Consider the following 25,054-nt stretch of genomic DNA (forward strand, 5'->3'; position numbering starts at 1 on the left):
CTGGCTTGTCGGTGGTGAGACACTGATCTGGTGAACGGGATCGGCGAGGTGCTGCGGGCGCACGGGCTGCGCCGGACCGCGCCGCGGATCGCGGTGCTGGCCACCCTGCAGCCGGTTCACGGGCACCTGTCAGTCGCCGAAATCCATGCGCGCCTTGGTGATTCGGGCCAACCCGATGTGCCGGACCTCGCGACGGTGTACCGGACGGTGACCACACTGGTCGACGCCGGCGTGCTGCACGCGCTGACCGTCGAGGGCGGCGTCACCACGTACGGGATCGCGGAGAGTCCGCACCATCACGCTGTCTGCACGCGCTGCGGCACGATCATCGAGGTGCCGGCGCAGCGGCTGACATCGGCGCTGGAGCACGCGATCGAGGGCAGCTCGTTCACGCTGTCCGAGCGGGCCGGCCTGACACTGCACGGCTTGTGCCCCGAGTGCCAACGGCGCTGAAATGATTGACTTCTCGACATGGTGAGAGCGCCCTTGAGCCCGCGCGAGCTCGAAGAGCTGATCGAAGAGGACGCGATCGACACGGTGATCGTCGCGTTCGCCGACATGCAAGGCCGGCTGACCGGCAAGCGGGTTTCGGCGCGGCTGTTCACCGAAGAGGTGGCCCGCCACGGCGCCGAGTGCTGTAACTATCTGCTGGCCGTCGACGTCGACATGAACACCGTCGACGGCTATGCGATGAGCAGCTGGGAGACCGGTTACGGCGACATGGTGATGACCCCCGACTTCGCCACGTTGCGCCTGATCCCGTGGCTGCCCGGCACGGCGCTGGTGCTGACGGACCTGTCGTGGCACGACGGTCGTCCGGTCACCGCGGCGCCGCGCAGCATCCTCGCCCGCCAGATCGGCCGGCTAGCTGAGCGTGATCTGGTGCCTTACGTGGGCACCGAACTGGAATTCATGGTGTTCGACAACAGCTATCGCGACGCGTGGGCGCGCGGCTACCGCGGTCTGACACCGGCCTCGGACTACAACGTCGACTACGCCATGCTGGCGTCGTCACGGATCGAGCCGCTGCTGCGCGACATTCGCCGCGGCATGGTGGGCGCGGGCATGTATTGCGAAGGCGTCAAAGGTGAATGCAACCGCGGCCAGCAGGAGATCGCGTTCCGCTTCGACCACGCTATGGTCACCTGCGACAACCACACCGTCTACAAGAACGGCGCCAAGGAGATCGCCGACCAGCACGGCATGAGCCTGACGTTCATGGCCAAGTTCGACGAACGCGAAGGAAACAGCTGCCACATCCACATCTCGCTGCGCGGCGACGACGGGTCCGCAGCGTTCGCCGACTCCGACGACGAGCATGGCATGTCAGCGCTGTTCCGCAGTTTCGTCGCCGGGCAGCTGGCGACGCTGCGCGAGCTGACCCTGTGCTACGCGCCGAACATCAACTCCTACAAGCGCTTTGCCGACGGCAGCTTTGCCCCGACCGCGATCGCGTGGGGCATCGACAACCGGACGTGCGCACTGCGGGTGGTGGGCCGCGGCGCTGCGATGCGGGTGGAGTGCCGGGTGCCGGGCGGCGACGTGAACCAGTACCTGGCGGTGGCGGCGCTGATCGCAGGTGGCCTGCACGGCATCGAGCATGAGCTGGCATTGCCAGACCCGTTGCGGGGCAACGCCTATCACAGCGACACGCAACGGCTGCCGACCACGCTGGGCGAGGCCGCGGAGCTGTTCGCGGACTCCGCGGTCGCGCGGGCGGCGTTCGGCGATGACGTCGTCGAGCACTACCTCAACAACGCGCGCGTCGAACTCGCCGCGTTCAACGCCGCGGTGACGGACTGGGAGAGGGTGCGGGGCTTTGAGCGGCTCTAGGCCCGTGTTGGGGCTGACGACCTATCTCGAGCAGGCGCAGACCGGCGTCTGGGATGTGCGGGCCAGCTTCCTGCCGCACATCTACTTGGAGGGCGTGACGCAGGCCGGGGGAATAGCGCTGCTGCTGCCGCCTCAGCCGGTCAGCGCCCAGATCACCGACCGCGTGCTCGACCGCCTCGACGGGCTGGTGATCACCGGCGGCAAGGACGTCGACCCAGCCCGGTACGGACAGCCGCGCCACCCGCAGACCGACGAGCCACGGCCCGACCGCGACGCATGGGAATTCGCGCTGCTCCACGGCGCGCTGTGCCGGCGGATGCCGGTGCTGGGCATTTGCCGCGGCGCACAGGTGCTCAACGTGGCTTTGGGTGGCACGCTGCATCAACATCTGCCCGACGTCCTGGGGCACTCGCGCCATCAGCAAGGCAACGCGGTGTTCTCCACGTCCAGAATCCGCACCGTGCCCGGAACCCGGCTGGCCGCGCTGATCGGCGAGCAGTCACAGGAGCAGTGCTATCACCACCAGGCCATCGCCGAATTGGGCGACGGATTGGTGGTCGGCGCGCGCGACGACGACGGTGTGGTCGAAGCGGTCGAAATGCCCGGCGACGCTTTCGTTCTCGCGGTGCAGTGGCATCCCGAAGAGCGGCTCAACGATCTGCGGCTGTTCGCGGCCGTCGTGGACGCGGCGAGGACGTACGCGGGAGTGCCCTCGTGACGGAGGTGATCAACCCGGCCACCGAGGAAGTGCTGTGCACGGTCGAGCCGACCGATGTCGCCGGCGTCGACGACGCGGTGGCCAGGGCGCTGGATGTCCAAAGGCGCTGGGCTGCAACACCTCCCGCGGACCGGGCGGCATCGTTGCGTGCGTTCGCGGCAACCGTGGACGCACACGTCGACGAACTCGCAGCGCTCGAGGTCGCCAACTCCGGGCATCCGATCACGTCGGCCGAGTGGGAAGCCCGCCATGTCCGCGACGTGCTGCAGTATTACGCCGCGAGCCCGGAACGGTTGACGGGCAGGCAGATTCCCGTCGCCGGCGGTCTTGACGTCACGTTCCACGAACCGCTCGGGGTAGTGGGGGTGATCACGCCGTGGAACTTCCCGATGACGATCGCGTCGTGGGGGTTCGCTCCCGCGCTGGCCGCCGGGAACGCAGTTCTGGTGAAGCCGGCCGAATGGACGCCGCTGACCACGATCCGGCTGGGCGAGCTTGCGGTCGAGGCCGGGTTACCGGAGGGTCTTCTGCAGGTGTTGCCCGGGGCGGGCGCCGTGGTGGGCGAGCGGTTCGTCACCCATCCCGACGTCCGCAAGATCGTGTTCACCGGCTCCACCGAAATCGGCACCCGGGTCATGGCCGGGGCTGCCGCACAGGTCAAGCGAGTCACACTCGAGCTCGGCGGCAAGAGTGCCAACATCGTGTTCGACGACTGCGACCTGGAACGAGCCGCCGCGACGGCTCCCTACGGCGTGTTCGACAACGCCGGGCAGGATTGCTGCGCGCGAAGCCGAATACTGGTGCAGCGCAACGTCTTCGATCGTTTCACGCAGTTGCTGGAGCCGGCTGTCAAGGGCGTCGTCGTCGGTGACCCGACGTCGCGGGCCACCGAGATGGGACCGCTGGTGTCTCGGGCGCACCGGGACAGGGTGGCCTCCTATGTCCCCGACGACGCGCCGGTGGCGTTTCGCGGTAGTGTCCCGTCCGGGCCGGGCTTCTGGTTTCCCCCGACGGTGCTGACGCCGCGGCGGTCGGATCCCACCGTGCGCGAGGAGATCTTCGGTCCGGTGGTCGCGGTGTTGCCGTTCGACGACGAGGCCGACGCGATCACGCTGGCCAACGACACGCCCTATGGGTTGTCGGGATCGATTTGGACCGACAACCTGTCTCGGGCGCTGCGCGTGGCGCGGGCGGTGGAATCGGGCAACCTGTCGGTGAACTCGCATTCGTCGGTGCGGTACAGCACGCCGTTCGGCGGCTTCAAGCAGTCGGGTCTGGGCCGCGAGCTGGGGCCGGACGCACCGCTGTCGTTCACCGAGACCAAGAACGTGTTCATCGCTGTAGCAGAGGCGCCGGGGGAGGCCTGATGATCGACCTGACGCAGCGGCTGGCCGGCAAGGTCGCCGTGATCACCGGCGGCGCAAGCGGAATCGGGTTGGCCACCGGGCGGCGGCTGCGTGACGAGGGCGCGACCATCGTCGTGGCCGACATCGACCGCGTCGGCGGCCAGGAAGCCGCCGACCACCTCGGCGGGTTGTTCGTGCCGGTCGACGTCACCGAGGAATCCGGCGTCAACGCGCTGTTCGACACCGCCGCAAGCACGTTCGGCTCAGTCGACATCGCGTTCAACAACGCCGGCATCTCGCCGCCCGACGACGACCTGATCGAAAACACCGGGCTGGCCGCATGGCAGCGCGTGCAAGACGTCAACCTGACGTCGGTGTACCTGTGCTGCCGCGCGGCGCTGCGCCACATGAGCGCCGCCGGAAGAGGTTCGATCGTCAACGTGGCGTCGTTCGTCGCGGTGATGGGCTCGGCCACGTCGCAGATCTCCTACACCGCGTCGAAAGGCGGCGTCCTGGCAATGTCGCGTGAGCTCGGAGTTCAGTACGCGCGCAGCGGAATTCGCGTGAACGCACTGTGCCCGGGTCCGGTCAACACCCCGCTGCTCAAAGAGCTGTTCGCCAAAGACCCCGAGCGGGCGGCCCGCCGGCTGGTCCACGTGCCGGTGGGCCGGTTCGCCGAACCGGAGGAGATCGCCGCCGCGGTCGCGTTCTTGGCCAGCGACGACGCGTCGTTCATCACCGCGTCGACGTTTCTGGTCGACGGCGGGATCAGCGCCGCCTATGTCACGCCGCTGTAGCACCACCGCGCCGCGGCGCTAGTGCCTGCGCGACGGCGGCCACGGCGGCTCACCGCACAGCGCCAGCAGTGCGTTCTCGATCACCTCGGGCAACGCCGGGTGAATCCAGTACTGGCCGCGCGCCATGTCTTGTGCGGGCAAGCCGAAACTCATCGCCTGCACCACGGGCTGGATCAATGACGACGCCTGGTAACCCATGATGTGCGCGCCGAGAATCAGACCGGTGTCGTCGTCGACGACCAGCTTCGCGAACCCGGTGGTGTCCTCCATCGCCCAGCCGTAGGCGACGTCGCTGTAGTCCTGCACCTTGACCTTGATGCTGTAACCGGCTGCCCTGGCCTGGTTTTCGGTGAGCCCGACGCTGGCGATCTGCGGGTCGGTGAACACCGCGGACGGCACGTAGCGGTGGTCGGAGGCCACCATCGCATCGGTGTCGTCCCAGTCCTGCAGCAGGTTGTGCCGCACCACCCGGGCTTCGTGGTTCGCGACGTGCTTGAGCTGATACGCGGAGCTGACGTCGCCGAGGGCGAAAATGCCGCGGGCCGTAGTGCGTTGGTATTCGTCGACCACCACGCGCCCGCTCGGCTGCACCTCGACGCCGGCCTGCTCGGCGTCCAGCAGGTCGCCGTTGGGTACGCGGCCGGTAGCCACCAGCAGCGCGTCCGCGCGGATGGTCGACCCCTCGTCGCACGTCAGCACCACCTCGTCGCCGTCTTGGCGGGCGTCGATGATCTCGCGGTGCGCGTGGATCTCCCACTTCTTGGCGGCGATGTCGGTGAACCGCATCATGATCGTGTCGTCATGCCCGCGCAGCAGAGTGCTGCCGCGGATCACCAGCGACACGTGGGTGCCCAGCGACGAGAAGATGTGCGCGAACTCGGTGGCGACGTATCCCCCGCCGACGATCACCAAATGCCGCGGAAGCTCGGGGATCCGCATGATCGTGTCGCTGGTGTAGTACGTCACGCCACAGTCGGCGACCGCCTTGGGAACCACGACGCGTGAGCCGGCGGCGATCACCACCTTGTCAGCGGTGAACTCCTCACCGCCGTCGACGCGCAGCGTGTGCCGGCCGTTGCGGCTGGGGCCGAACCGGGTGTGCCGGTCGAAGACGGTGACGTTGGGCGACGCTCGCCGATAGTTCTCGCCGCCCACGGACAGCGGGTCGATGCGGCCGAAGATCCGGGACACGATGTCGGGCCAGCGCACCGCGTCGACACGTGCGTCGACACCGAAACGTGTCGATTCGCGGGCGGTTTCGGCGATTTCGGCGGTGTAGACGAACATCTTGGTCGGAATGCAGCCCACGTTGAGGCACGTGCCGCCGAAGATGTTCTGCTCGCAGATGGCGACGCTGAAGTCGTCGTAGCGTTCGTCGAGAATCGTGTTGCCCGAGCCGGTTCCGATGATGGCCAGGTCGAAATGCGTCATGAGCTCTGCCTCGCATCGCTTCGTTCGGGCGACACCGCCGCCGTGTACCAGTCCAGCCAGGCCGCGAGCTCGCCGTAGGCCTGCTCGCGCGCGTGGGGCAGCGACAAGAACACGTCGTGTTTCGCGTCGGCGACCGGCACCACATTGGTCCGGTTGCCCACACACCCTGCCCAGCGCGCGATCTGCGACACGTCCAGCACCGCGTCACCGCGCTGCATGGACTGCGGGTCCTTGGTCTCCGGGATGCTGCGGTCCGACCGCAGGATCAGGTTGGGCACCCCCACGTCGAGGCCGCGGTGCAGCTGCATCTGCCCGCGACGCACCGCGTTGATCCACCCGGCGGTGACGGGAAAGCCGCCCAACGGTTTCCAGGCCAGGTTGTAGTCGAACTCACCGCCGTAGTCGCGGTGCAGGCTGGTGCCGTAGCCGCCCTCGCCGGCAGCCCGCAGCACCCGCTTGCTGCCGAACCGCGCCGCGGCCCGGATCGCCGCCGAGGTGATTCCGGCCCGCAGTATCACCGGGCCGGGCAGGTCGAAGAACGGGCTGTTGAGCACCAGGCCGCTGACGCCCAGCCTTGCGATCCCGGCGCGCTGACGCAGCCGGTCCAGCCACAGCGTGACGATCAGCCCGCCGGCCGAGTGGCCGTAGACCAGGATGCGGGCACCGGCCGTCTCGCGTGCGATCACCGCCGCAGCGCGCTCGAGTTCCACGTCGTACCGCGACAGGTCGGTGGTGAAGTGCGGAGTCTGCCCGGCGCGCCAGGACCGCCCGCACTTGCGCAAGTCGATGGCATAGAACGCGAAGCCCGCGGCGGCGAACCGGTCAGCCAGCTCGGTGTGGAAGAAATAGTCGGTGTAGCCGTGCACCGCGAGCACTGCGTGCTTCGCCGGCGCCGGGGCGCCGCGGCGGATCAGCGTGGCCACGATCTCGCCCTCGCCGTCGGGGTCGGCGCCCAGTGGCAACGTGCTCTGCCAGCATCCATTCAGGACGTCGGGCTCCCACACAGCCGCCACGCTGCTCACCTTAATCGCCGCGCACCCTGCTGCCTGGTACGACGCCACGGCACCGAGTCGATAACCTTGGACGATGCCGTCAGACGCTAGGGCCAGGACAGACGTCGTGCTGGTGGGGGCCGGGATCATGAGCGCCACGCTGGGCACGCTGCTGCGGCTGGTCGAACCGGACTGGTCGATCACCTTGGTGGAACGCCTCGACGGAGCGGCCGCCGAGAGCAGCGACCCGTGGAACAACGCCGGCACCGGCCACTCGGCGCTGTGCGAATTGAACTACACGCCGCAGCAGGCCGACGGGTCGATCGACATCACCAAGGCCGTCAACGTCAACGAGCAATTCCAGCTGTCGCGGCAGTTCTGGGCCTACGCGGTGGAAAACGGTGTGCTGAGCGACGTGCGCAGTTTCTTGAACCCGACTCCGCATGCGAGCTGGGTGATGGGCGCCGACCAGGTGGAGTTCATGCGCCGCCGCCGCGACGCGCTGGTGCACAACCCGCTGTTCGAGGGAATCGAACTCATCGAAGATCCCGACGAGTTCGCTCGCCGGCTGCCGCTGATGGCCGCCGGCCGCACGTTTCGCGAACCGATCGCGCTGAACTGGGCGCGCAACGGCACCGACGTCGACTTCGGCAGCCTGACCAGAAAGCTGATCGCCTACAGCGTCCAGCACGGCACCGAAGCGCTGTTCGGCCACGAGGTTCGCGACCTGTCCCGTGAGTCCGACGGCACCTGGACCGTGGCCGTGCGCAACAACCGCACCGGAGCCAAACGCAAGATCAACGCCAAGTTCGTGTTCGTCGGCGCCGGCGGTGACGCGCTGCGGCTGATGCAGAAGTCGAACATCCCGGAGATCAAGGGCTACGGCGGTTTTCCGGTGAGCGGCAAGTTCCTGCGCACCGACAACCCCGAGCTCACTGAGCGACACCGCGCCAAGGTGTACGGCTTCCCGGCGGTCGGTGCGCCGCCGATGTCGGCGCCGCACCTGGACGCCCGGATCATCAGCGGCAAGTCGTGGCTGCTGTTCGGGCCGTTCGCGGGGTGGTCACCGAAGTTTCTCAAGCGTGGCCACGTCACCGACCTGCCGTTCTCGATCAAGCCGGGCAACCTGACGCAGCTGCTCAGCGTCGGTGTGAGCGAGCTGAGTCTGGTGCGGTACCTCGTCGGCCAGCTGCTGCTGTCGGACGAGGACCGCATCGAGGCGCTGCGCGACTTCGTGCCGTCGGCGAAGTCGTCGGACTGGGAGACCATCGTCGCCGGGCAGCGCGTGCAGGTGATCAAACCGAAGGGTGGCACACGCGGCGTGCTGGGGTTCGACACCACCGTGATCGCGTCGGCGGACGGCAGCATCGCCGGTCTGCTCGGTGCTTCGCCGGGCGCGTCGACGGCCGTGCACGACATGCTCGAGGTGCTCGAGCAGTGCTTCGAGGACCGGTACCAGTCGTGGTTGCCCAAGCTCAAGGAGATGGTGCCGTCGCTGGGCACCAAGCTGTCCGACGAGCCGCGGCTGCGGGCCGAAGTATGGGAGTGGACCCGAAAGGCGTTAGGTGCATGACGGTCACGCTGCACCGCACCTGGGCCAAGGACCTGGACACCGCGACGCTGTACGAGCTGTTGAAGCTGCGGATCGAGGTGTTCGTCGTCGAGCAGGCCTGCGCCTACCCGGAGCTCGACGGCCGCGACCTTCTCCCCGAAACCCGCCACTTCTGGCTCGAAGGGCCACGCGGTGAGGTGATCTGCACGCTGCGGCTGCTGGAGGAACACACCGGAGGCCACAAGGCCTTCCGGATCGGCCGGCTGTGTACCCGCAAGGAAGCGCGCGGCCACGGCCACACCACCCGCGTACTGCAGGCCGCGCTGGCCGATGTCGGCGACTTTCCGTGCCGCATCGATGCGCAGACCTACCTCGAAGAGATGTACGCCCAGCACGGATTCGTCCGGGAGGGAGACGAATTCGTCGAGGACGGCATCCCACACGTGCCGATGGTTCGGCCAGGCGCGCGTGGTGTCGCGTCGTGATCTACCCGTTCAGCGCAATCGTCGGCCAGGATCTGTTGCGGTTGGCGCTGGTGCTGTGCGCGGTGCGCCCCGAGATCGGCGGGGTGCTGATCCGCGGCGAGAAGGGTACCGCGAAATCGACTGCGGTGCGCGGGCTTTCGGCGGTGCTCGCTGAGGCAGGCTTCGGGTGTCTCGTCGAGCTGCCGATCGGCGCCACCGAAGATCGGGTGATCGGGTCACTGGATCTGCAGCGGGTCCTGCGCGACGGCGAGCACGCCTTCACGCCGGGGCTCTTGGCCCAGGCGCACGGCGGTGTGTTGTACGTCGACGAGGTGAACCTGCTGCCGGACCACCTCGTGGACGTGCTGCTGGACGCTGCCGCGATGGGCCGCGTGCACGTCGAGCGCGACGGCGTGTCGTACACCCACGAGGCGAAGTTCATGCTCGTCGGCACCATGAACCCGGAGGAGGGTGAGCTGCGTCCACAGCTGCTGGACCGGTTCGGCCTGACCGTCGATGTGCGCGCTTCCCGCGACGTCGACGAGCGCGCCGAAGTGATCCGCCAGCGCATGGCGTTCGAGGCGGACCCGGCTGGCTTCGGTCGTCGCTACGCCGAGCGGGACGCCGCGTTGGCACGCCACATTGCCAAAGCGCGCAGGGTGGTTGGCGAGGTCGTGCTGCCGGAACGCGAACTGCGGCGGATTGCGGCGCTGTGCGCGGCGTTCGGTGTTGACGGGATGCGCGCAGACCTGGTGGTGGCGCGCACCGCGGTGGCGCACGCCGCCTGGCGCGGCGCCGGCGCGGTGGAGGAGCAGGACATCCGGGTGGCCGCGCAGCTGGCGCTGCCGCACCGACGGCGCCGCGACCCGTTCGACGAGCCGGATCTGGACCCGCAGGCGCTCGACGAGGCGCTGGCTCAGGCGGACGACGAACCCGAACCTGAACCAGACCCGCCTGGCGGTGGAGTAACGAATAATGGAGAGCAGCAAGCTGATTCGCATACTGCTCCATCGCCACCGCGGCCCAGCGCCCCGCCGATGCCGCCGTTTCGCACCCGGCTACTGACGGTGCCCGGCCTCGGCGACGGTGCGCCCGGGCGCCGATCGCGGGCCCGCAATAGTTCCGGCGCCGTGATGTCCGCTCATCCGCGTGACGGTTCCGGCATCCACCTGTTCGGCACAGTGCTGTCGGCCGCACGCCGCACGCACCGGCCCGGGCCGCCACGGGTGCGTCCGGACGACCTGCTCCGCGCGATCCGCGAAGGGCGCGAGGCCAACCTGGTGATTTTTCTCGTCGACGCGTCCGGTTCGATGGCCGCGCGCGACCGGATGTCCGCGGTCAGCGGCGCCACGCTGTCGCTGCTGCGTGACGCCTACCAGCGCCGCGACAAGGTCGCGGTGATCACGTTCCGCGGCAACGGCGCAGACGTGCTGCTGCCACCGACGTCGTCGGTGCACATCGCGTCGCGACGGCTCACCCGATTCGCCACCGGCGGGAGAACGCCGCTGGCGCAAGGGCTTCTGGCCGCGCGTGCGATGGTCGCCAGAGAGCGTGTGCGCGACCCGGCGCGGCGCAGCCTGGTCGTCGTGCTCACCGACGGGCGTGCGACCGGCGGCCCCGACCCGGTCGGCAGGGCCGGGGCGGCCGCGGACCTGCTCGTGGCCGAAGGCGCGTCAGCGGTCGTCGTCGACTGCGAAACATCGTGGGTGCGCCTCGGTTTGGCCGAACAGCTCGCAGCGCGGCTCGGTGCGCCGACCGTGCGGTTGGCACACTTGCGCGCCGAGGCACTCACCCACGTCGTCCGCGGCGCTGCCTGAGAAGGAGGTCACCATGCCGCAGGGCCGTCCGATCGCGGTGCCCGACGACGGGCTGACCACCCGGGCTCGCCGCCAGGCCCCGCTGCTTGCGGTGCACACCGGCGACGGGAAGGGCAAGTCGACGGCGGCCTTCGGAATGGCGCTGCGCGCCTGGAACGCGGGGCTGTCGGTGGCGGTGTTCCAGTTCGTCAAGAGCGCGAAGTGGAAAGTCGGGGAGGAGAACGTGTTCGGCGAGTTGGGCCGGCTCCACGACGAGCGCGGGGTCGGCGCGCCGGTCGAGTGGCACAAGATGGGTGCCGGCTGGTCCTGGGCCCGCAAACACGGCAGCGCCGACGACCACGCGGCCGCTGCCGCGGACGGTTGGGCCGAGATCGCCCGGCGGCTGTCCGAACAGCGCCACGACTTCTACCTGCTCGACGAATTCACCTATCCGCTGAAGTGGGGGTGGGTCGACGTCGACGAGGTGGTCGCGACCCTCGCCGGCCGCCCCGGCACGCAGCATGTAGTGATCACCGGCCGTGGCGCGCCCGCAGCGTTGCTCGACGCCGCCGACCTGGTGACCGAGATGACCAAGGTGAAGCACCCCATGGATGCCGGCCGCAAAGGCCAGAAGGGCATCGAGTGGTGACGGCACCCTTCCCGCGAGCGTGCGTGTCTGCTCATGTTCTGACGGCGTGTCCTGTACCTGGGCGCACGCTCGCGCAGGACGGTGAGTGACCCGATGACCCCAGCCGTCGTCATTGCCGCGCCTGCATCGGGAAGCGGAAAGACCACTGTCGCAACGGGTTTGATCGGCGCGCTCCGGCGCGCCGGCCACGCCGTCGCTCCGTTCAAAGTCGGCCCCGACTACATCGACCCCGGCTACCACACGCTGGCCGCCGGTCGACCCGGCCGCAACCTCGACCCCGTGCTGGTCGGCGAGCGGCTCATCGGGCCGCTGTACCGGCACGGCACCGCGGGTGCCGACATCGCGGTGGTGGAGGGTGTGATGGGGCTGTTCGACGGACGCCTCGACGGCGCGCTCGTCGCCACAGGATCCACTGCCCATGTGGCGAAACTGCTGGGCGCGCCGGTGGTGTTGGTTGTCGACGCCCGCGGCCAGAGCCACAGCATCGCCGCGCTGCTGCATGGGTTTTCGACGTTCGACCCGGCCGTCCGGATCGCCGGCGTGATCCTCAACCGCGTCGGCTCGACCCGCCACGAAGAGGTGCTGCGCCAAGCCTGCGGTCACGCCGGTGTCGCGGTTCTGGGCGCGATTCCCCGCCACGTCGACTTGGCCGTTCCCGCAAGGCATCTCGGCTTGGTCACCGCCGCAGAACACGGCGCGCTCGCCGAGCACGCGGTCGACGCGATGACCGAACTCGTCGGCGCACACGTGAGCCTTGATGCGGTAGTCGGGCTGGCCGGCAGCACCGTCACCGCCGCCGCCTGGGAGCCGGCCGTCGAGTGCGTCGCTGAGCGGGTCACCGTCGCGATCGCTGCCGGCAAGGCGTTCACGTTCGGCTATGCCGAACACGTCGAACTCCTGCGAGCCGCCGGAGCGGACGTCGTGGGCTTCGACCCGCTCAGCGACGCGCTACCGGCCGACGCGGACGCGCTCGTCATCCCGGGCGGGTTCCCGGAGCAGTTCGGCGCTGAGCTCGCCGCCAATGACGTTGCGCGCCAACAAGTCAACGCTCTGGCTGCTCGCGGCGCCCCAGTCCACGCCGAGTGCGCCGGACTGACTTACCTGGTGGCGGAACTCGACGGGCATCCGATGTGCGGCGTGCTGTCCGGCTCCGCGCGCTTCACCGACCATCTGACCCTGGGTTACCGAGACGCCGTCGCCGTCGCGGAGTCGTCGCTGCACGCCGCCGGGGACCGTGTCACAGGCCACGAATTCCACCGCACCACAGTCGAATTCACCGACGCATACCAGCCGGCATGGGTATACCGGGACCGCAACACCCCGGTCCGCGACGGCGCAGTGCACCGCGGCGTCCACGCCTCCTATTTGCACACCCACCCGGCGGCCGCACCACGGTCGGTGGCGCGCTTCGTCGCTCACGCCGCGAGCCCTAGGGTCAACTAGTGACCGAGAACCCGTACCTGGTCGGGCTGCGGCTGGCCGGCAGGAAGGTCGTGGTCGTCGGCGGCGGCAGCGTCGCGCAACGGCGCCTGCCTCTGCTGATCGCCAGCGGGGCCGACGTGCACGTCGTCACCCGGTCCGCCACCCCGGCGGTCGAAGCCATGACCGGGATCACATTGCAGCTCAGGAAGTATCGCGAGGGCGACCTCGCCGGCGCCTGGTACGCGATCGCCGCCACCGACGACCCGGACGTCAACGCGGCCGTCGTCGCCGAAGCCGAATCGCGCCACATCTTCTGCGTCCGCGCCGACATCGCCCGCGAGGGCACCGCCGTCACACCCGCCTCGTTCGAGTACGAAGGCTTGGAGGTCGGGGTGCTGGCCGGCGGTGAGCACCGGCGCTCCGCGGCGATCCGGTCGGCGATCCGCGAAGCCCTGCAGCGCGGTGTCATCGCCACGGAGACCCCTGACGTGGTGCACACCGGCGTCGCGCTCGTAGGCGGCGGTCCCGGTGATCCCGAGCTGATCACCGTGCGGGGCCGGCGCTTGCTGGCGCACGCGGACGTGGTGGTCGCCGACAGGCTGGCGCCGGCCGAGTTGCTGGCAGAGCTGCCGCCGCACGTCGAAGTGATCGACGCCGCGAAGATTCCGTACGGCCGCGCGATGGCTCAGGACGCGATCAACGACGTGATGATCGAGCGGGCCAAGGCGGGTCAGTTCGTCGTGCGCCTCAAAGGTGGCGACCCGTTCGTCTTCGCCCGCGGCTACGAAGAGCTGCTGGCCTGCGTCGACGCGGGCGTGCCGGTCACTGTGGTGCCCGGCGTCACCAGCGCAATCGCGGTTCCCGCCATGGCCGGTGTGCCGGTCACGCACCGCTCCGTGACGCACGAGTTCGTGGTCGTCAGCGGTCACGTCGCACCGGACGACCCGGATTCGTTAGTCAATTGGAATGCGCTGGCCGCGATGTCGGGCACGATCGTGCTGATGATGGCGGTCGAGCGCATCGAGCTCTTCGCCGACGCGCTGCTCAAGGGCGGCCGACCTGCGCAAACCCCGGTGCTCGTGGTGCAGCAGGGCACCACTGCGGCGCAGCGGACCGTCCGCGCGACGCTTGCTGACGCGCCGAAAAAGATTCGCGAAGAAGGCATTCGACCTCCCGCGATCATCGTCATCGGGGCCGTCGCGGGATTCGCGGAATTAAAGAAAAGCTAAGAGTACTGTAAGGTAACTCTCCATGACGGCTCTCAATGACGCGGAGCGGATGTCTCTGGATCGCGCCAATCAGGCCGCCCTCGAGGTCGCCCGGCAGACGAGCTGGTCGCGCCCAGCGTGGCTGCCGTCGCGCCGGTTCATCGCCGCGGTGGTCGCGATCGGCGGCATGCAGCTGCTGGCCACGATGGACAGCACGGTCGCGATCGTCGCGCTGCCCAGGATCCAGGACGAGCTGAATCTGTCCGACGCCGGCCGCAGCTGGGTGATCACCGCTTATGTGCTGACGTTCGGCGGTCTGATGCTGCTGGGCGGCCGCCTCGGCGACACGATTGGGCGCAAGCGCACATTCATCGCCGGCGTCGCGATGTTCACCATCGCTTCGATCCTGTGCGGACTCGCCTGGAATGAGGCGACCATGGTGGTCGCGCGGCTGGCGCAGGGAGTAGGTGCGGCGATCGCGTCGCCCACCGCGCTCGCGCTGATCGCCACCACGTTCCCGAAGGGCCCGGCCCGTAACGCCGCGACCGCGATCTTCGCCGCGATGACCGGCATCGGCTCGGTGATGGGCCTGATCGTCGGCGGAGCGCTCACCGAAGTGTCGTGGCGGCTGGCCTTTTTGGTGAACGTGCCGATCGGGCTGCTGATGCTGTACCTGGCTTATACGACGCTGACCGAGACGCACCGCGAGCCGATGAAGCTCGACGCCACCGGCGCGCTGCTGGCCACGCTGGGCTGCACGGCCGCGGTGTTCGGCTTCTCGATGGGCCCGGAGGCCGGGTGGCTGTCGCCGCTGACCGTCGGCTCCGGCATCGCGGCGGTGGTGTTCCTCGGCGCGTTTGCGCTGGTGGAACGCACCGCTGACAACCCGCTGGTGCCGTTCGACCTGTTCCGCGATCGCAACCGCGTGGCGACGTTCGCGGCGGTCTTCCTGGCCGGTGGCGTGATGTTCACGCTGACCGTGCTGATCGGCCTGTACGTGCAAGACATCATGGGCTACAGCGCGCTGCGCGCCGGCGTCGGCTTCATCCCGTTCGTCATCGCCCTCGGCATCGGTCTGGGCCTGTCGTCGCAGCTGGTATCGCAGTTTCCGCCACGGGTGCTGGTGATCGCCGGCGGCGTGCTGGTGCTCGGCGCCATGCTCTACGGGTCGACGCTCAACCGCGGCATCCCGTACTTCCCCAACCTCGTCGTGCCGATCGCCGTCGGGGGCGTGGGCATCGGGATGATCGTGGTGCCGCTGACAGTGTCGGCGATCGCGGGCGTCGGCTTCGACCGCATCGGGCCCGTGTCGGCGATCGCGCTGATGCTGCAGAACCTCGGCGGTCCGGTGATCCTGGCGATCGTCCAGGCCGTGATCACCTCGCGCACGCTGTACCTGGGCGGCACGACCGGCCCGGTGAAGAACATGAACGCCGCGCAGTTGCACGCGCTCGACCACGGCTACACCTACGGGCTGCTGTGGGTCGCGGGGGTGGCCGTGATCGTCGGCGGCGCCGCGCTGCTGATCGGCTACACCTCCGAAGAGGTGGCGCATGCGCAGGAAGTCAAGGACGCGCTGGACGCCGGAGAGCTGTAGAGCTCGACATTGGACGCCGGAGAGCTGTAGAGCTCGACATTGGACGCCGGAGAGCTGTAGAGCTCGACATTGGACGCCGGAGAGCTGTAACCGGAGAGCTGTAGCGCGTCTAAGCCACGGACAGGGCCCTCGGTAGGGTAGGCAGCCATGTTTGCGGCGCGGCGGACCCAGCGTTCGTCGCCGCTCGCCGCCAGTGTCATCGGGATCGCGATCGTCGCGATCACCGGCATGCAACTGATGTCGACACTCGACGGCACCATCGTCGTGGTGGCGCTGCCCCGCATGCAGGCCGACCTTGCGTTATCCGACGCCGCTAAGAGCTGGGTCATCACCGCGTACGTGCTGACGTTCGGCGGCCTGCTGTTGTTGGGCGGGCGCGTCGGCGACGCGATCGGTCACAAGCGCGCATTCGTCGGCGGAGTCGCGGTGTTCACCGTGGCGTCGCTGATCTGCGGGCTGGCGTTCGACCCGGCGATGTTGATCGTCGCCCGTGCCGTGCAGGGCATGGGGGCAGCCGTCGCCGCACCCACCGGGCTGGCGCTGATCGCGTCGACGTACGCCGTCGGTCAGGCGCGCAATCAGGCGATGGCGGTGTCGGCGGCGATGATGGGCCTCGGCTCGGTGCTCGGCCTCGTCCTCGGCGGCGCGTTCACGGTGATCTCGTGGCGGCTGGCTTTCCTGATCAATCTGCCGATCGGCATGGTGATCATTGCGATTGCGCTCACCCGGCTGCGTGAGACACATCGCGAACGTCTCCGCCTCGACGTGGCCGGGGCGGCGCTGGCCACGCTGGCGTGCACGACGGCGGTGCTGATCTTCACCCAGGGGCCGCCGCTGGGCTGGATCAACCCGTGGATCTTCGGCGCAGCGATCGCCACCGTGCTGTTGTTCGGCGGCTTCCTGGTGGTCGAACGCACCGCCGAGCACCCGATCGTGCCGCTGTCGTTGTTCGCCGACCGCAACCGGGTGATGACGTTCTTGTCGCTATTTCTGGCCGGCGGCGTCCTGTTGACGCTGACAGTGATGATCGGGCTGTACGTCCAGGACGTGATGGGCTACTCGGCATTGCGTGCGGGAACGTCGTTCATCCCGTTCGCCGTTGCGCTCGGGCTTGGCAACGTGGCAGCGGCTCGGGTGGCGCCGCTGATCGCCCCGCGCTGGCTGATCATTGGTGGCGGCTCGTTTGTCCTCGGCGCCATGCTGTACGGCTCGACGCTGAACCGCGCCATCCCGTACTTCCCGGACCTCTTCGTACCGATCATCGTCGGCGGCTTCGGCATCGGCGTGATCTCGGTGGTGCTGCCGCTGTGCGCGCTGGCCGACGTGGGCCCGCGAGAGATCGGCCCGGTGTCGGCGCTCACGCTGATGGTGCAAAACCTCGGCGGCCCGCTGGTGCTGGTTGTCATCCAGGCCGTGCAGACGTCGCGCACGTTGTATCTCGGCGGCACCACCGGGGCCGTGCGCAACATGACGCCGGCGCAGCTCGACGCGCTCGACCGCGGCTACACGTACTCGCTGCTGTGGGTCGCGGCGGTCGCGGTGTTGGTGGGCGTCACCGCGTTCTTCATCGGGTTCTCCGCCAGGCAGATCGCGGCCGCGCAGCATACCCGTGAAGCAGTAGAGGCCGGCGAGCTCTAAGGTTGTCGGCTGTGATCACCCGCATGTCCGAGTTGTTCTTGCGCACACTGCGCGAGAACCCCGCCGATGCCGAGGTGCCCAGCCACAAGCTGCTGATCCGCGCGGGCTACGTCCGGCCCGCCGGGCCTGGCCTCTACACCTGGCTGCCGGTCGGATTGCGGGTGCTGCGCAAGATCGAGCGCATAGTCCGCGAAGAGATGAATGCCATTGGGGGACAAGAGATCCTGTTCCCCGCGCTGCTGCCGCGTGCGCCGTACGAGACGACGAATCGCTGGACGGAGTACGGCGACAGCGTGTTTCGGCTGAAGGACCGCCGCGGCAACGACTACTTGCTGGGCCCCACGCACGAGGAGTTGTTCACGCTCACCGTGAAAGGGGAGTACAGCTCTTACAAGGACTTTCCACTACTGCTCTACCAGATCCAGACGAAATACCGCGACGAGGCGCGGCCCCGGGCGGGGATCCTGCGGGTGCGCGAGTTCGTGATGAAGGACTCGTACTCGTTCGACGTCGACGAGGCGGGGCTCAAGGCCCAGTACCATGCGCATCGCGAAGCGTACCAACGGATCTTCGACCGATTGGGTGTGCGCTACGTGATCGTCTCGGCGGTGTCCGGGGCGATGGGCGGCAGCGCGTCTGAGGAGTTCCTGGCCGAAAGTCCGGTCGGCGAAGACACTTTCGTGCGCTGCGTGGAGTCGGGCTATGCGGCCAACGTCGAGGCGGTCACCACACCGGCACCGGATCCACTGCCGTACGAGCACCTGCCCGAGCCGGTGGTGCACGACACCGGTGACACGCCGACCATCGCCACGCTGGTCGACTGGGCCAACTCGGCGTTGGACCGTGCGGTGAGCGCCGCGGACACGCTGAAGAACGTGCTGCTCAAGGTCCGTCAGCCTGGCGGCGACTGGGAGCTGTTGGGAATCGGTATTCCCGGTGACCGCGAGATCGACGAGAAACGGTTGGGGGCGGCTTTGGAGCCGGCCGAGTACGCGATGCTCGACGACGCGGACTTCGCCAAGTACCCATTTCTGGTGAAGGGCTATATCGGTCCGAAAGGCTTGCAGCAGAACGGTGTTCGGTATCTCGTCGACCCCCGCGTCGTCGACGGCACCAGCTGGATCACCGGAGCCGACGCACCCGGCCAGCACGTCGTCGGGCTGGTGGCCGGACGAGATTTCGTACCCGACGGCACCATCGAGGCCGCCGAGGTACGCGACGGCGACATGTCGCCGGACGGCGCGGGCCCCTTGGTGTCGGCGCGCGGCATCGAGATCGGCCACATCTTCCAACTGGGCCGCAAATACACCGACGCGTTCTCGGCCGATGTGCTCGGCGAGGACGGCAAACCGGTGCGGCTGACCATGGGCTCCTACGGGATCGGGGTGTCGCGGCTGGTCGCCGTGATCGCCGAGCAGCACCACGACGAGCTCGGGCTGCGGTGGCCGTCCTCGGTGTCGCCGTTCGACGTGCACCTGGTGATCGCGAACAAGGACGCGGCGGCCCGCGACGGCGCAATCGAGCTGGCCCGCGAATTGGACCGGTTGGGCGTCGACGTGTTGCTCGACGACCGCGGCGCGTCACCGGGCGTCAAGTTCAAAGACGCCGAGCTGCTGGGGGTGCCATGGATTGTGGTGGTCGGCCGGGGATGGGCCGGTGGCGTGGTCGAGCTGCGCAACCGGTTCAGCGGCGAAACACGCGAGGTGCCAGTCGACGCTGCGGCGACTGAGATCGTCGACGCGATCTCGGGCTGAGTCTCATTCGGTGCCGCCGGGGAACGGCACGGTGAGCGGCCACGCGCCCTCCACCTGTCGCCACTGTGCGGCGCGCACAGCGCACTGGGTCAGTGCCGTCATCGCGAAAGCGCGGTCCTCGGACGATTTCGCGTGTTCGAGCACCGCTCGCCATGCCACCGCGTCGTCGGATTCCATCCGAAGGGCCAGGTTCGCTGCGTCCTTCCAGTTCTTGACTGCAATCGGCAGTTGATAGCCGACGGCGGCCACCGGTGCGGCCACGGATCGCGACGCGAGCATTCCGATGGCCGCTTCCCGCCGGGCGCGGTGTTCGGCCAGGGAATCCGACACCAGCTCGTTCATGTCCGGCATCGAGTGGGCCGACACGAAGCCGTAGCCGTAGATCGTCGCGTGCTCGGCCGCGATCGCGTCGGCGATGGCTTTGTCGTCGGGGGAGTCCGGCTTGTTGGTCGGGGTGGGGTGAGGCGTGGTCATTGCGCCGGCTCCTTCATTGCCAGCGGCACGGCCAGTGATGCGGCGCACGCGGCTGCGACCGAGCCCACCAGGCCGGACCGGTAGCCGGACAGATCAGCGGCGAGTTTGGTTGCGCGGTCGGCGGATTCGCGCAGAGCTCCGATCACGTCGTCGCGCGACGGCGGCGGCCCGGCAGGTGCGGCTGGAGGGGGATTCGGTGGCGGCGACGTCGTCGACGTCTCTTTGGCCACGCGGGCGATCTCTTGGCTCAGCGCCTTGGCGTGCGCGGCGCGTTCGTCGGCCACGACCGTGAGCACCGGGGCGTAGAGCGGTCCGGCTGCGGCGGCGGCTGCGCGGGCCATCTGGCTGTCGCGCTGGGCAAGCTCGAGTTGCGATTCCAGCGGGTCAGGCTGGGGCGGCTCAGGCGCGCCGCTGCAGGCGGATGCTGTCGCCCCCAGCGCCGCCAAAGCGGCCGCGCCGATCAGCACGCGTCGCCGACTCAGGTGCGGTGCGGCGCCGGGCATGGCGACATATTGCCATTTCGGCTTGCCGGCACCGGCGAGCGCATGCAGGCAGGCGCGTCGGGACCGACCGCGATCGTCGAACCTCGATCGCCGTTTCGAGCCGCGGTTCTGGCGTATCGTTGATGGCTGGCTCCATCTGTTCGGAGCCTGAGCCGGACAACTCAAGATGAGGAGCTCGCCGTGACTGAGCGATCCACCGGGTTGCCGTCGCAGGAACAGGTGATCGAGCTACTCGATAACGAGTTCGCGCGCGCCGGCTACGAGATCGAAGACGTGGTCGTCGACACCAGAACCCGTCCGCCGCGCATCACCGTGATCGCCGACGGCGACGAACCACTGGACCTCGACACCATTGCCGATCTTTCCCGCCGCGCCTCGACTCTGCTCGATGACGTGGACGACGCCGCGACCAGTTACGTCCTCGAGGTCAGCTCGCCGGGCGTCGACCGCCCGCTGACCACGCACAAGCACTTCCGCCGCGCCCGCGGACGCAAGGCCAGACTCACGCTGGCCGACGGATCGTCGGTCACCGGCCGCATCGGTGAGACCGACGGCGCCGTCCTGCGGCTCGTCGTGCGCGAGAAGGCAGACTGGGCTGTGCACGACATCCCGCTTGCCGACATCGCGAATGCCGTTGTGGAGGTGGAGTTTTCGACGCCGGACCCACGCGAGCTGGCTTTGGCCGGGGTGGCCTCATGAACATCGACATGGCGGCGCTGCATGCGATCGAAGTCGACAGGGGCATGTCGGTTGGCGAGCTGCTCGAGACCATCAAGTCGGCGCTGCTGACCGCATACCGGCACACTCCCGGTCATCACCCGGACGCGCGGATCGACATCGACCGCAAGACCGGCGAGGTGAAGGTGATCGCCTGGGAAGCCGACGCCGATGGCAACGTCATCACAGAATGGGACGACACCCCCGAGGGATTCGGCCGGGTCGCCGCCACCACCGCTCGCCAGGTGATGCTGCAACGGCTTCGTGACGCCGAAAACGAGAAAACCTACGGCGAGTTCTCTGCCCGGGAGGGCGACGTCGTCGCCGGCGTCATCCAGCGCGACGCCCGCGCCAACGCGCGCGGGCTGGTGGTGGTGCGCATGGGCAGTGAGACCAAGGGCTCCGAGGGCGTGATTCCGGCCGCCGAGCAGGTGCCCGGCGAGCGCTACGAACACGGCGACCGGCTGCGCTGCTACGTCGTCGGGGTCAGTCGCGGCGCCCGCGAGCCGGTGATCACGCTGTCGCGCACGCACCCGAACCTCGTGCGCAAACTCTTCAGCCTGGAGGTCCCCGAAATCGCCGACGGCTCGGTGGAGATCGTCGCCGTCGCGCGCGAGGCCGGCCACCGCTCGAAGATCGCCGTGCGGTCGAAGGTGCCCGGGCTCAACGCGAAGGGTGCCTGCATCGGTCCGATGGGCCAGCGGGTGCGCAACGTGATGAGCGAGCTGTCCGGCGAGAAGATCGACATCATCGACTACGACGAGGATCCGGCGCGGTTCGTCGCCAACGCCCTGTCGCCCGCCAAAGTGGTGTCCGTGTCCGTCGTCGACCCCAACGCGCGCGCCGCGCGTGTTGTCGTGCCGGACTTCCAGCTGTCGCTGGCCATCGGCAAGGAAGGGCAAAACGCCAGGCTGGCGGCCCGGCTCACCGGCTGGCGGATCGACATCCGCAGCGACAACGAGGCCACGCAGGGTCAACCCACGGCGTAGTCAACACTGTGGTGAAACTCCGGCCCGGGTGCCGCTAAACTAGGCCGTGATCCAGCGCGAGACTTCGGCTTCCCGACCGGGGCCGGTACGGACCTGCATCGGGTGCCGAAGACGAGAGCTGGCCGCCGAACTGCTTCGCGTGGTTGCTGTGTCGATGGGGAATGGCGAGTTCGTCGTGACCGTTGACACCGCAGGTAATCTGCCGGGGCGGGGTGCCTGGCTGCATCCCGACCAGCAGTGCCTTCGCGCAGCGGTCCGACGGCGAGCCTTCGGCCGAGCGCTGCGCATCACCGGTCCACCGGACATATCCGCGGCCGTCGAGCACATCACCACGCTCGAGACCCGGCAACAGAACAGGTAGCGAAGAACATGAGCACACCGTGAAGTCCCGATGACCATGTGTCGTAGCTAAACCCGAGGCGCTGGCCTTTCACAGCCGTCGCCTCGAGAGATGGAGAGGTAGTGGCAGGTAAGGCCCGCGTACACGAGTTGGCGAAGGAACTCGGTGTCACCAGTAAAGAAGTTCTCGCCCGGCTGAGCGAACAAGGCGAATTCGTCAAGTCGGCATCCTCCACCGTGGAAGCGCCGGTCGCCCGGCGGTTGCGGGAGTCGTTCGGCGGCGGCAAAGCAGCTCAAGCTGCCGCCAAGGACGGCAACGGCGCCGCAGCCAAGGCGGTCGCCGACGGCGGTACCGCAGTCAAAGCGGCGCCCGCGCCGGCCGCGCCCACCCCAGCCGCGCCAGCTCCGCCTGCCGTCCCGGCACCTCCCACCCCGAAGCCGCCCGCGCAACCGTCGGCACCCGCGGCCAGCGCACCGCCGGCCAGCCCGCCTCGTCCGGCGCCCACTCCCGGCGCACCGCGGCCCGGGCCTACCCCCAAGCCGGCCCCGCGCACCCCGCGCGTCGGCAACAACCCGTTCTCGACCGCGCAGCCGGTCGATCGGCCGATCCCTCGACCGCAAGCACCTCGCCCCGGCATGCCGCGGCCCGGCCCGCGTCCGGGCGCATCGCCGGGCAACATGCCTCCGCGTCCCGGCGGCGGCGTTCCCGGCCGCGCGCCGCGACCCGGCGCGCCCCGGCCCGGCACCGGCGGACGCCCCGGCGCGCCGAGCGGCGGGCGGCCCGGTGGTGGTAACTACCGCGGCGGTGCGCCCGGCGGCGCACCCGCGGGCGGTGGCTTCCGCGGCCGTCCCGGTGGCGGCGGTCGGCCTGGTCAACGCGGCGGAGCAGCCGGCGCGTTCGGCCGTCCCGGCGGCGCGCCCAAGCGCGGTCGCAAGAGCAAGCGGGCGAAACGCGCGGAATACGAAAACATGCAGGCCCCGGTTGTCGGTGGCGTGCGGTTGCCCAAGGGCAACGGCGAAACCATCCGGCTGGCCCGCGGCGCGTCGCTGAGTGACTTCGCCGAGAAGATCGACGCCAACCCGGCGGCGCTGGTTCAGGCGCTGTTCAACCTCGGTGAGATGGTCACCGCAACCCAGTCGGTGGGCGACGAGACGCTCGAGCTGCTGGGCAGCGAGATGAACTACAACGTCCAGGTGGTCAGTCCAGAGGACGAGGACCGCGAACTGCTCGAGTCGTTCGACCTCACCTACGGCGAAGACGAGGGCGGCGAAGAGGACCTGCAGACCCGGCCTCCGGTGGTCACGGTCATGGGCCACGTCGACCACGGCAAGACCCGACTGCTGGACACGATCCGCCAGGCCAACGTCCGCGAAGGCGAGGCGGGTGGCATCACCCAGCACATCGGCGCATATCAGGTGTCGGTCAACCTCGACGGCAACGAACGGCTGATCACGTTCATCGACACCCCCGGTCACGAAGCGTTCACCGCGATGCGTGCCCGCGGCGCGAAGGCCACCGACATCGCGGTGCTGGTGGTCGCCGCCGACGACGGCGTGATGCCCCAAACGGTAGAAGCCATCAACCACGCGCAGGCCGCCGACGTGCCGATCGTCGTAGCGGTCAACAAGATCGACAAGGAAGGCGCCGACCCCCAAAAGATCCGCGGTCAACTCACCGAATACGGGCTCATTCCCGAGGAGTTCGGCGGCGACACCATGTTCGTCGACATCTCGGCGAAGCAGGGCACCAACATCGAGCAGCTGCTCGAAGCGGTGCTGCTGACCGCCGACGCCGCGCTGGACCTGCGGGCGAACCCCGACATGGAAGCCCAGGGCGTGGTCATCGAGGCGCACCTGGACCGCGGGCGCGGTCCGGTGGCCACCGTGCTGGTGCAGCGCGGCACGCTGCACATCGGCGACTCGGTGGTGGCGGGCGACGCGTACGGCCGCGTGCGGCGCATGGTCGACGAGCACGGCGAGGACGTCGATCAGGCGCTGCCGTCGCGGCCGGTTCAGGTCATCGGCTTCACGTCGGTGCCTGGCGCCGGTGACAACTTCCTCGTCGTCGAGGAGGACCGCATCGCCCGCCAGATCGCCGAGCGCCGCAGTGCCCGCAAGCGCAACGCGATGGCTGCCCGTGCCCGCAAGCGGATCAGCCTCGAGGACCTGGATTCGGCGCTGAAGGAAACCAGCCAGCTGAACCTGATCCTCAAGGGCGACAACGCAGGCACCGTCGAAGCGCTGGAAGAGGCGTTGCTCGGCATCCAGGTCGACGACGAAGTGGAGCTGCGCGTCATCGACCGCGGCGTCGGCGGTGTCACCGAGACCAACGTCAACCTGGCGTCGGCGTCGGACGCAATCATCATCGGCTTCAACGTGCGCGCCGAAGGCAAGGCCACGGAGCTGGCCAACCGCGAGGGTGTGGAGATCCGCTACTACTCGGTGATCTACCAGGCCATCGACGACATCGAGAAGGCGCTGCGCGGGCTGCTCAAGCCGGTGTACGAGGAGCGCGAGCTGGGCCGCGCCGAGGTGCGGGCGCTGTTCCGCAGCAGCAAGGTCGGCGTGATCGCCGGTTGCCTGGTCACTTCAGGCATCATCCGGCGCAACGCCAAGGCCCGGCTGCTGCGCGACAACGTCGTGGTGACCGAGAATCTCACGGTGCAGTCGCTGCGCCGGGAGAAAGACGACGTCACCGAAGTCCGCGACGGCTACGAGTGCGGTCTGACGATCGGCTACTCCGACCTCAAGGAGGGCGACGTGATCGAGACGTACGAGCTGGTCGAGAAGCAGCGCGGATGAGCCGCTTGCGCGAAGACCAACAGGCGCGGATGA

At 68.8% G+C, this 25,054-nt stretch carries 22 protein-coding genes; 18 read left to right on the forward strand and 4 right to left on the reverse strand.

Annotated features, from left to right (window positions below; all coding sequences use genetic code 11):
* Positions 1-30: 30 nt before the first annotated feature.
* The 5 genes from AC5Y4C_RS05650 to AC5Y4C_RS05670 are packed head-to-tail and all read left to right on the forward strand — an operon-like array spanning position 31 to position 4,694.
* Positions 31-453 carry a Fur family transcriptional regulator gene (locus tag AC5Y4C_RS05650; protein ID WP_499910266.1) on the forward strand — a complete coding sequence of 141 codons (423 nt, stop codon included), beginning with the start codon at positions 31-33 and terminating at the stop codon, positions 451-453.
* 18 nt (positions 454-471) lie between these two features.
* Complete coding sequence (locus AC5Y4C_RS05655) at positions 472-1,833, forward strand: glutamine synthetase family protein (RefSeq protein ID WP_499963119.1); 1,362 nt, start codon at positions 472-474, stop codon at positions 1,831-1,833.
* Entirely contained in the window at positions 1,820-2,551 is a 732-nt protein-coding gene (locus tag AC5Y4C_RS05660) for a gamma-glutamyl-gamma-aminobutyrate hydrolase family protein (RefSeq protein ID WP_499951474.1), read from the forward strand. Before AC5Y4C_RS05655 ends, AC5Y4C_RS05660 begins: the two co-directional genes overlap by 14 nt.
* On the forward strand, positions 2,548-3,918 hold the full coding sequence (locus tag AC5Y4C_RS05665) for an aldehyde dehydrogenase family protein (RefSeq protein WP_499963117.1): 1,371 nt from the start codon (positions 2,548-2,550) through the stop codon (positions 3,916-3,918). The genes AC5Y4C_RS05660 and AC5Y4C_RS05665 overlap by 4 nt, the downstream gene beginning before the upstream one ends.
* Complete coding sequence (locus tag AC5Y4C_RS05670; RefSeq protein WP_499914245.1) at positions 3,918-4,694, forward strand: 3-oxoacyl-ACP reductase; 777 nt, start codon at positions 3,918-3,920, stop codon at positions 4,692-4,694. Before AC5Y4C_RS05665 ends, AC5Y4C_RS05670 begins: the two co-directional genes overlap by 1 nt.
* A gap of 18 nt (positions 4,695-4,712) precedes the next feature.
* On the opposite strand, the gene mtr is transcribed toward AC5Y4C_RS05670, so the two are convergent.
* Together mtr and AC5Y4C_RS05680 are read right to left on the reverse strand one after the other, a co-directional pair.
* Entirely contained in the window at positions 4,713-6,125 is a 1,413-nt protein-coding gene (gene mtr / locus AC5Y4C_RS05675; RefSeq protein WP_499910276.1) for a mycothione reductase, read from the reverse strand.
* Complete coding sequence (locus AC5Y4C_RS05680; RefSeq protein WP_499963115.1) at positions 6,122-7,147, reverse strand: alpha/beta hydrolase; 1,026 nt, start codon at positions 7,145-7,147, stop codon at positions 6,122-6,124. Before AC5Y4C_RS05680 ends, mtr begins: the two co-directional genes overlap by 4 nt.
* Positions 7,148-7,211: 64 nt before the next feature.
* Between AC5Y4C_RS05680 and mqo the strand changes: the two genes are divergently transcribed.
* The 9 genes from mqo (at position 7,212) to AC5Y4C_RS05725 (ending at position 19,197) form a co-directional block, all read left to right on the forward strand.
* Entirely contained in the window at positions 7,212-8,690 is a 1,479-nt protein-coding gene (gene mqo / locus AC5Y4C_RS05685; RefSeq protein ID WP_499963113.1) for a malate dehydrogenase (quinone), read from the forward strand.
* Entirely contained in the window at positions 8,687-9,154 is a 468-nt protein-coding gene (locus tag AC5Y4C_RS05690) for a GNAT family N-acetyltransferase (RefSeq protein WP_499910282.1), read from the forward strand. The genes mqo and AC5Y4C_RS05690 overlap by 4 nt, the downstream gene beginning before the upstream one ends.
* A complete protein-coding gene (locus AC5Y4C_RS05695) occupies positions 9,151-10,950 on the forward strand; it encodes a magnesium chelatase subunit D family protein (RefSeq protein WP_499963111.1) in 1,800 nt (599 codons plus the stop codon). Before AC5Y4C_RS05690 ends, AC5Y4C_RS05695 begins: the two co-directional genes overlap by 4 nt.
* 13 nt (positions 10,951-10,963) lie before the next feature.
* On the forward strand, positions 10,964-11,578 hold the full coding sequence (cobO, locus tag AC5Y4C_RS05700; protein WP_499963109.1) for a cob(I)yrinic acid a,c-diamide adenosyltransferase: 615 nt from the start codon (positions 10,964-10,966) through the stop codon (positions 11,576-11,578).
* A gap of 93 nt (positions 11,579-11,671) precedes the next feature.
* The gene (locus AC5Y4C_RS05705; protein WP_499963107.1) at positions 11,672-13,021 is read left to right on the forward strand and encodes a cobyrinic acid a,c-diamide synthase CobB; all 1,350 of its coding nucleotides are present in this window, start codon (positions 11,672-11,674) and stop codon (positions 13,019-13,021) included.
* Positions 13,021-14,229 carry a uroporphyrinogen-III C-methyltransferase gene (gene cobA / locus AC5Y4C_RS05710; RefSeq protein ID WP_499910293.1) on the forward strand — a complete coding sequence of 403 codons (1,209 nt, stop codon included), beginning with the start codon at positions 13,021-13,023 and terminating at the stop codon, positions 14,227-14,229. The genes AC5Y4C_RS05705 and cobA overlap by 1 nt, the downstream gene beginning before the upstream one ends.
* Before the next feature lie 22 nt (positions 14,230-14,251).
* Positions 14,252-15,805 carry an MFS transporter gene (locus AC5Y4C_RS05715; protein ID WP_499914233.1) on the forward strand — a complete coding sequence of 518 codons (1,554 nt, stop codon included), beginning with the start codon at positions 14,252-14,254 and terminating at the stop codon, positions 15,803-15,805.
* A gap of 147 nt (positions 15,806-15,952) precedes the next feature.
* Positions 15,953-17,443, forward strand: a complete 1,491-nt coding sequence (locus tag AC5Y4C_RS05720; RefSeq protein ID WP_499914230.1) for an MFS transporter — start codon at positions 15,953-15,955, stop codon at positions 17,441-17,443.
* Between the two features lie 11 nt (positions 17,444-17,454).
* Complete coding sequence (locus tag AC5Y4C_RS05725; RefSeq protein ID WP_499914228.1) at positions 17,455-19,197, forward strand: proline--tRNA ligase; 1,743 nt, start codon at positions 17,455-17,457, stop codon at positions 19,195-19,197.
* A 3-nt stretch (positions 19,198-19,200) separates the two neighbouring features.
* Here the strand turns inward: AC5Y4C_RS05725 and AC5Y4C_RS05730 are convergent, their stop codons facing one another.
* On the reverse strand, positions 19,201-19,671 hold the full coding sequence (locus AC5Y4C_RS05730) for a ferritin-like domain-containing protein (protein ID WP_499963105.1): 471 nt from the start codon (positions 19,669-19,671) through the stop codon (positions 19,201-19,203).
* On the reverse strand, positions 19,668-20,174 hold the full coding sequence (locus AC5Y4C_RS05735; RefSeq protein ID WP_499963103.1) for a hypothetical protein: 507 nt from the start codon (positions 20,172-20,174) through the stop codon (positions 19,668-19,670). The genes AC5Y4C_RS05730 and AC5Y4C_RS05735 overlap by 4 nt, the downstream gene beginning before the upstream one ends.
* A gap of 180 nt (positions 20,175-20,354) precedes the next feature.
* Here AC5Y4C_RS05735 and rimP point away from each other — a divergent pair, with 180 nt between their 5' ends.
* The 4 genes from rimP (at position 20,355) to infB (ending at position 25,021) form a co-directional block, all read left to right on the forward strand.
* Positions 20,355-20,873: a ribosome maturation factor RimP gene (gene rimP, locus AC5Y4C_RS05740; protein WP_499948333.1), complete on the forward strand. Its 519-nt coding sequence runs from the start codon at positions 20,355-20,357 to the stop codon at positions 20,871-20,873.
* Positions 20,870-21,880, forward strand: coding sequence for a transcription termination factor NusA (gene nusA, locus AC5Y4C_RS05745; RefSeq protein ID WP_499910311.1), 1,011 nt, complete (start codon positions 20,870-20,872; stop codon positions 21,878-21,880). Before rimP ends, nusA begins: the two co-directional genes overlap by 4 nt.
* A gap of 148 nt (positions 21,881-22,028) precedes the next feature.
* Positions 22,029-22,241 (forward strand): YlxR family protein, encoded by a 213-nt coding sequence (locus AC5Y4C_RS05750; protein ID WP_499910312.1) that lies wholly within the window; start codon positions 22,029-22,031, stop codon positions 22,239-22,241.
* A 101-nt stretch (positions 22,242-22,342) separates the two neighbouring features.
* Positions 22,343-25,021: a translation initiation factor IF-2 gene (infB, locus tag AC5Y4C_RS05755; protein WP_499910314.1), complete on the forward strand. Its 2,679-nt coding sequence runs from the start codon at positions 22,343-22,345 to the stop codon at positions 25,019-25,021.
* Positions 25,022-25,054: the final 33 nt, after the last annotated feature.

This window comes from Mycobacterium sp. NGS35 (assembly GCF_059812855.1).

Coding starts and splice junctions, on each gene's coding strand:
- AC5Y4C_RS05705 (WP_499963107.1), top strand. CDS start 11,672: ATGACCCCAGCCGTCGTCATTGCCGCGCCTGCATCGGGAAGCGGAAAG.
- AC5Y4C_RS05720 (WP_499914230.1), top strand. CDS start 15,953: ATGTTTGCGGCGCGGCGGACCCAGCGTTCGTCGCCGCTCGCCGCCAGT.
- AC5Y4C_RS05670 (WP_499914245.1), top strand. CDS start 3,918: ATGATCGACCTGACGCAGCGGCTGGCCGGCAAGGTCGCCGTGATCACC.
- AC5Y4C_RS05655 (WP_499963119.1), top strand. CDS start 472: ATGGTGAGAGCGCCCTTGAGCCCGCGCGAGCTCGAAGAGCTGATCGAA.
- mtr (WP_499910276.1), bottom strand. CDS start 6,125: ATGACGCATTTCGACCTGGCCATCATCGGAACCGGCTCGGGCAACACG.
- AC5Y4C_RS05715 (WP_499914233.1), top strand. CDS start 14,252: ATGACGGCTCTCAATGACGCGGAGCGGATGTCTCTGGATCGCGCCAAT.
- cobO (WP_499963109.1), top strand. CDS start 10,964: ATGCCGCAGGGCCGTCCGATCGCGGTGCCCGACGACGGGCTGACCACC.
- AC5Y4C_RS05735 (WP_499963103.1), bottom strand. CDS start 20,174: ATGCCCGGCGCCGCACCGCACCTGAGTCGGCGACGCGTGCTGATCGGC.
- nusA (WP_499910311.1), top strand. CDS start 20,870: ATGAACATCGACATGGCGGCGCTGCATGCGATCGAAGTCGACAGGGGC.
- mqo (WP_499963113.1), top strand. CDS start 7,212: ATGCCGTCAGACGCTAGGGCCAGGACAGACGTCGTGCTGGTGGGGGCC.
- AC5Y4C_RS05730 (WP_499963105.1), bottom strand. CDS start 19,671: ATGACCACGCCTCACCCCACCCCGACCAACAAGCCGGACTCCCCCGAC.
- AC5Y4C_RS05690 (WP_499910282.1), top strand. CDS start 8,687: ATGACGGTCACGCTGCACCGCACCTGGGCCAAGGACCTGGACACCGCG.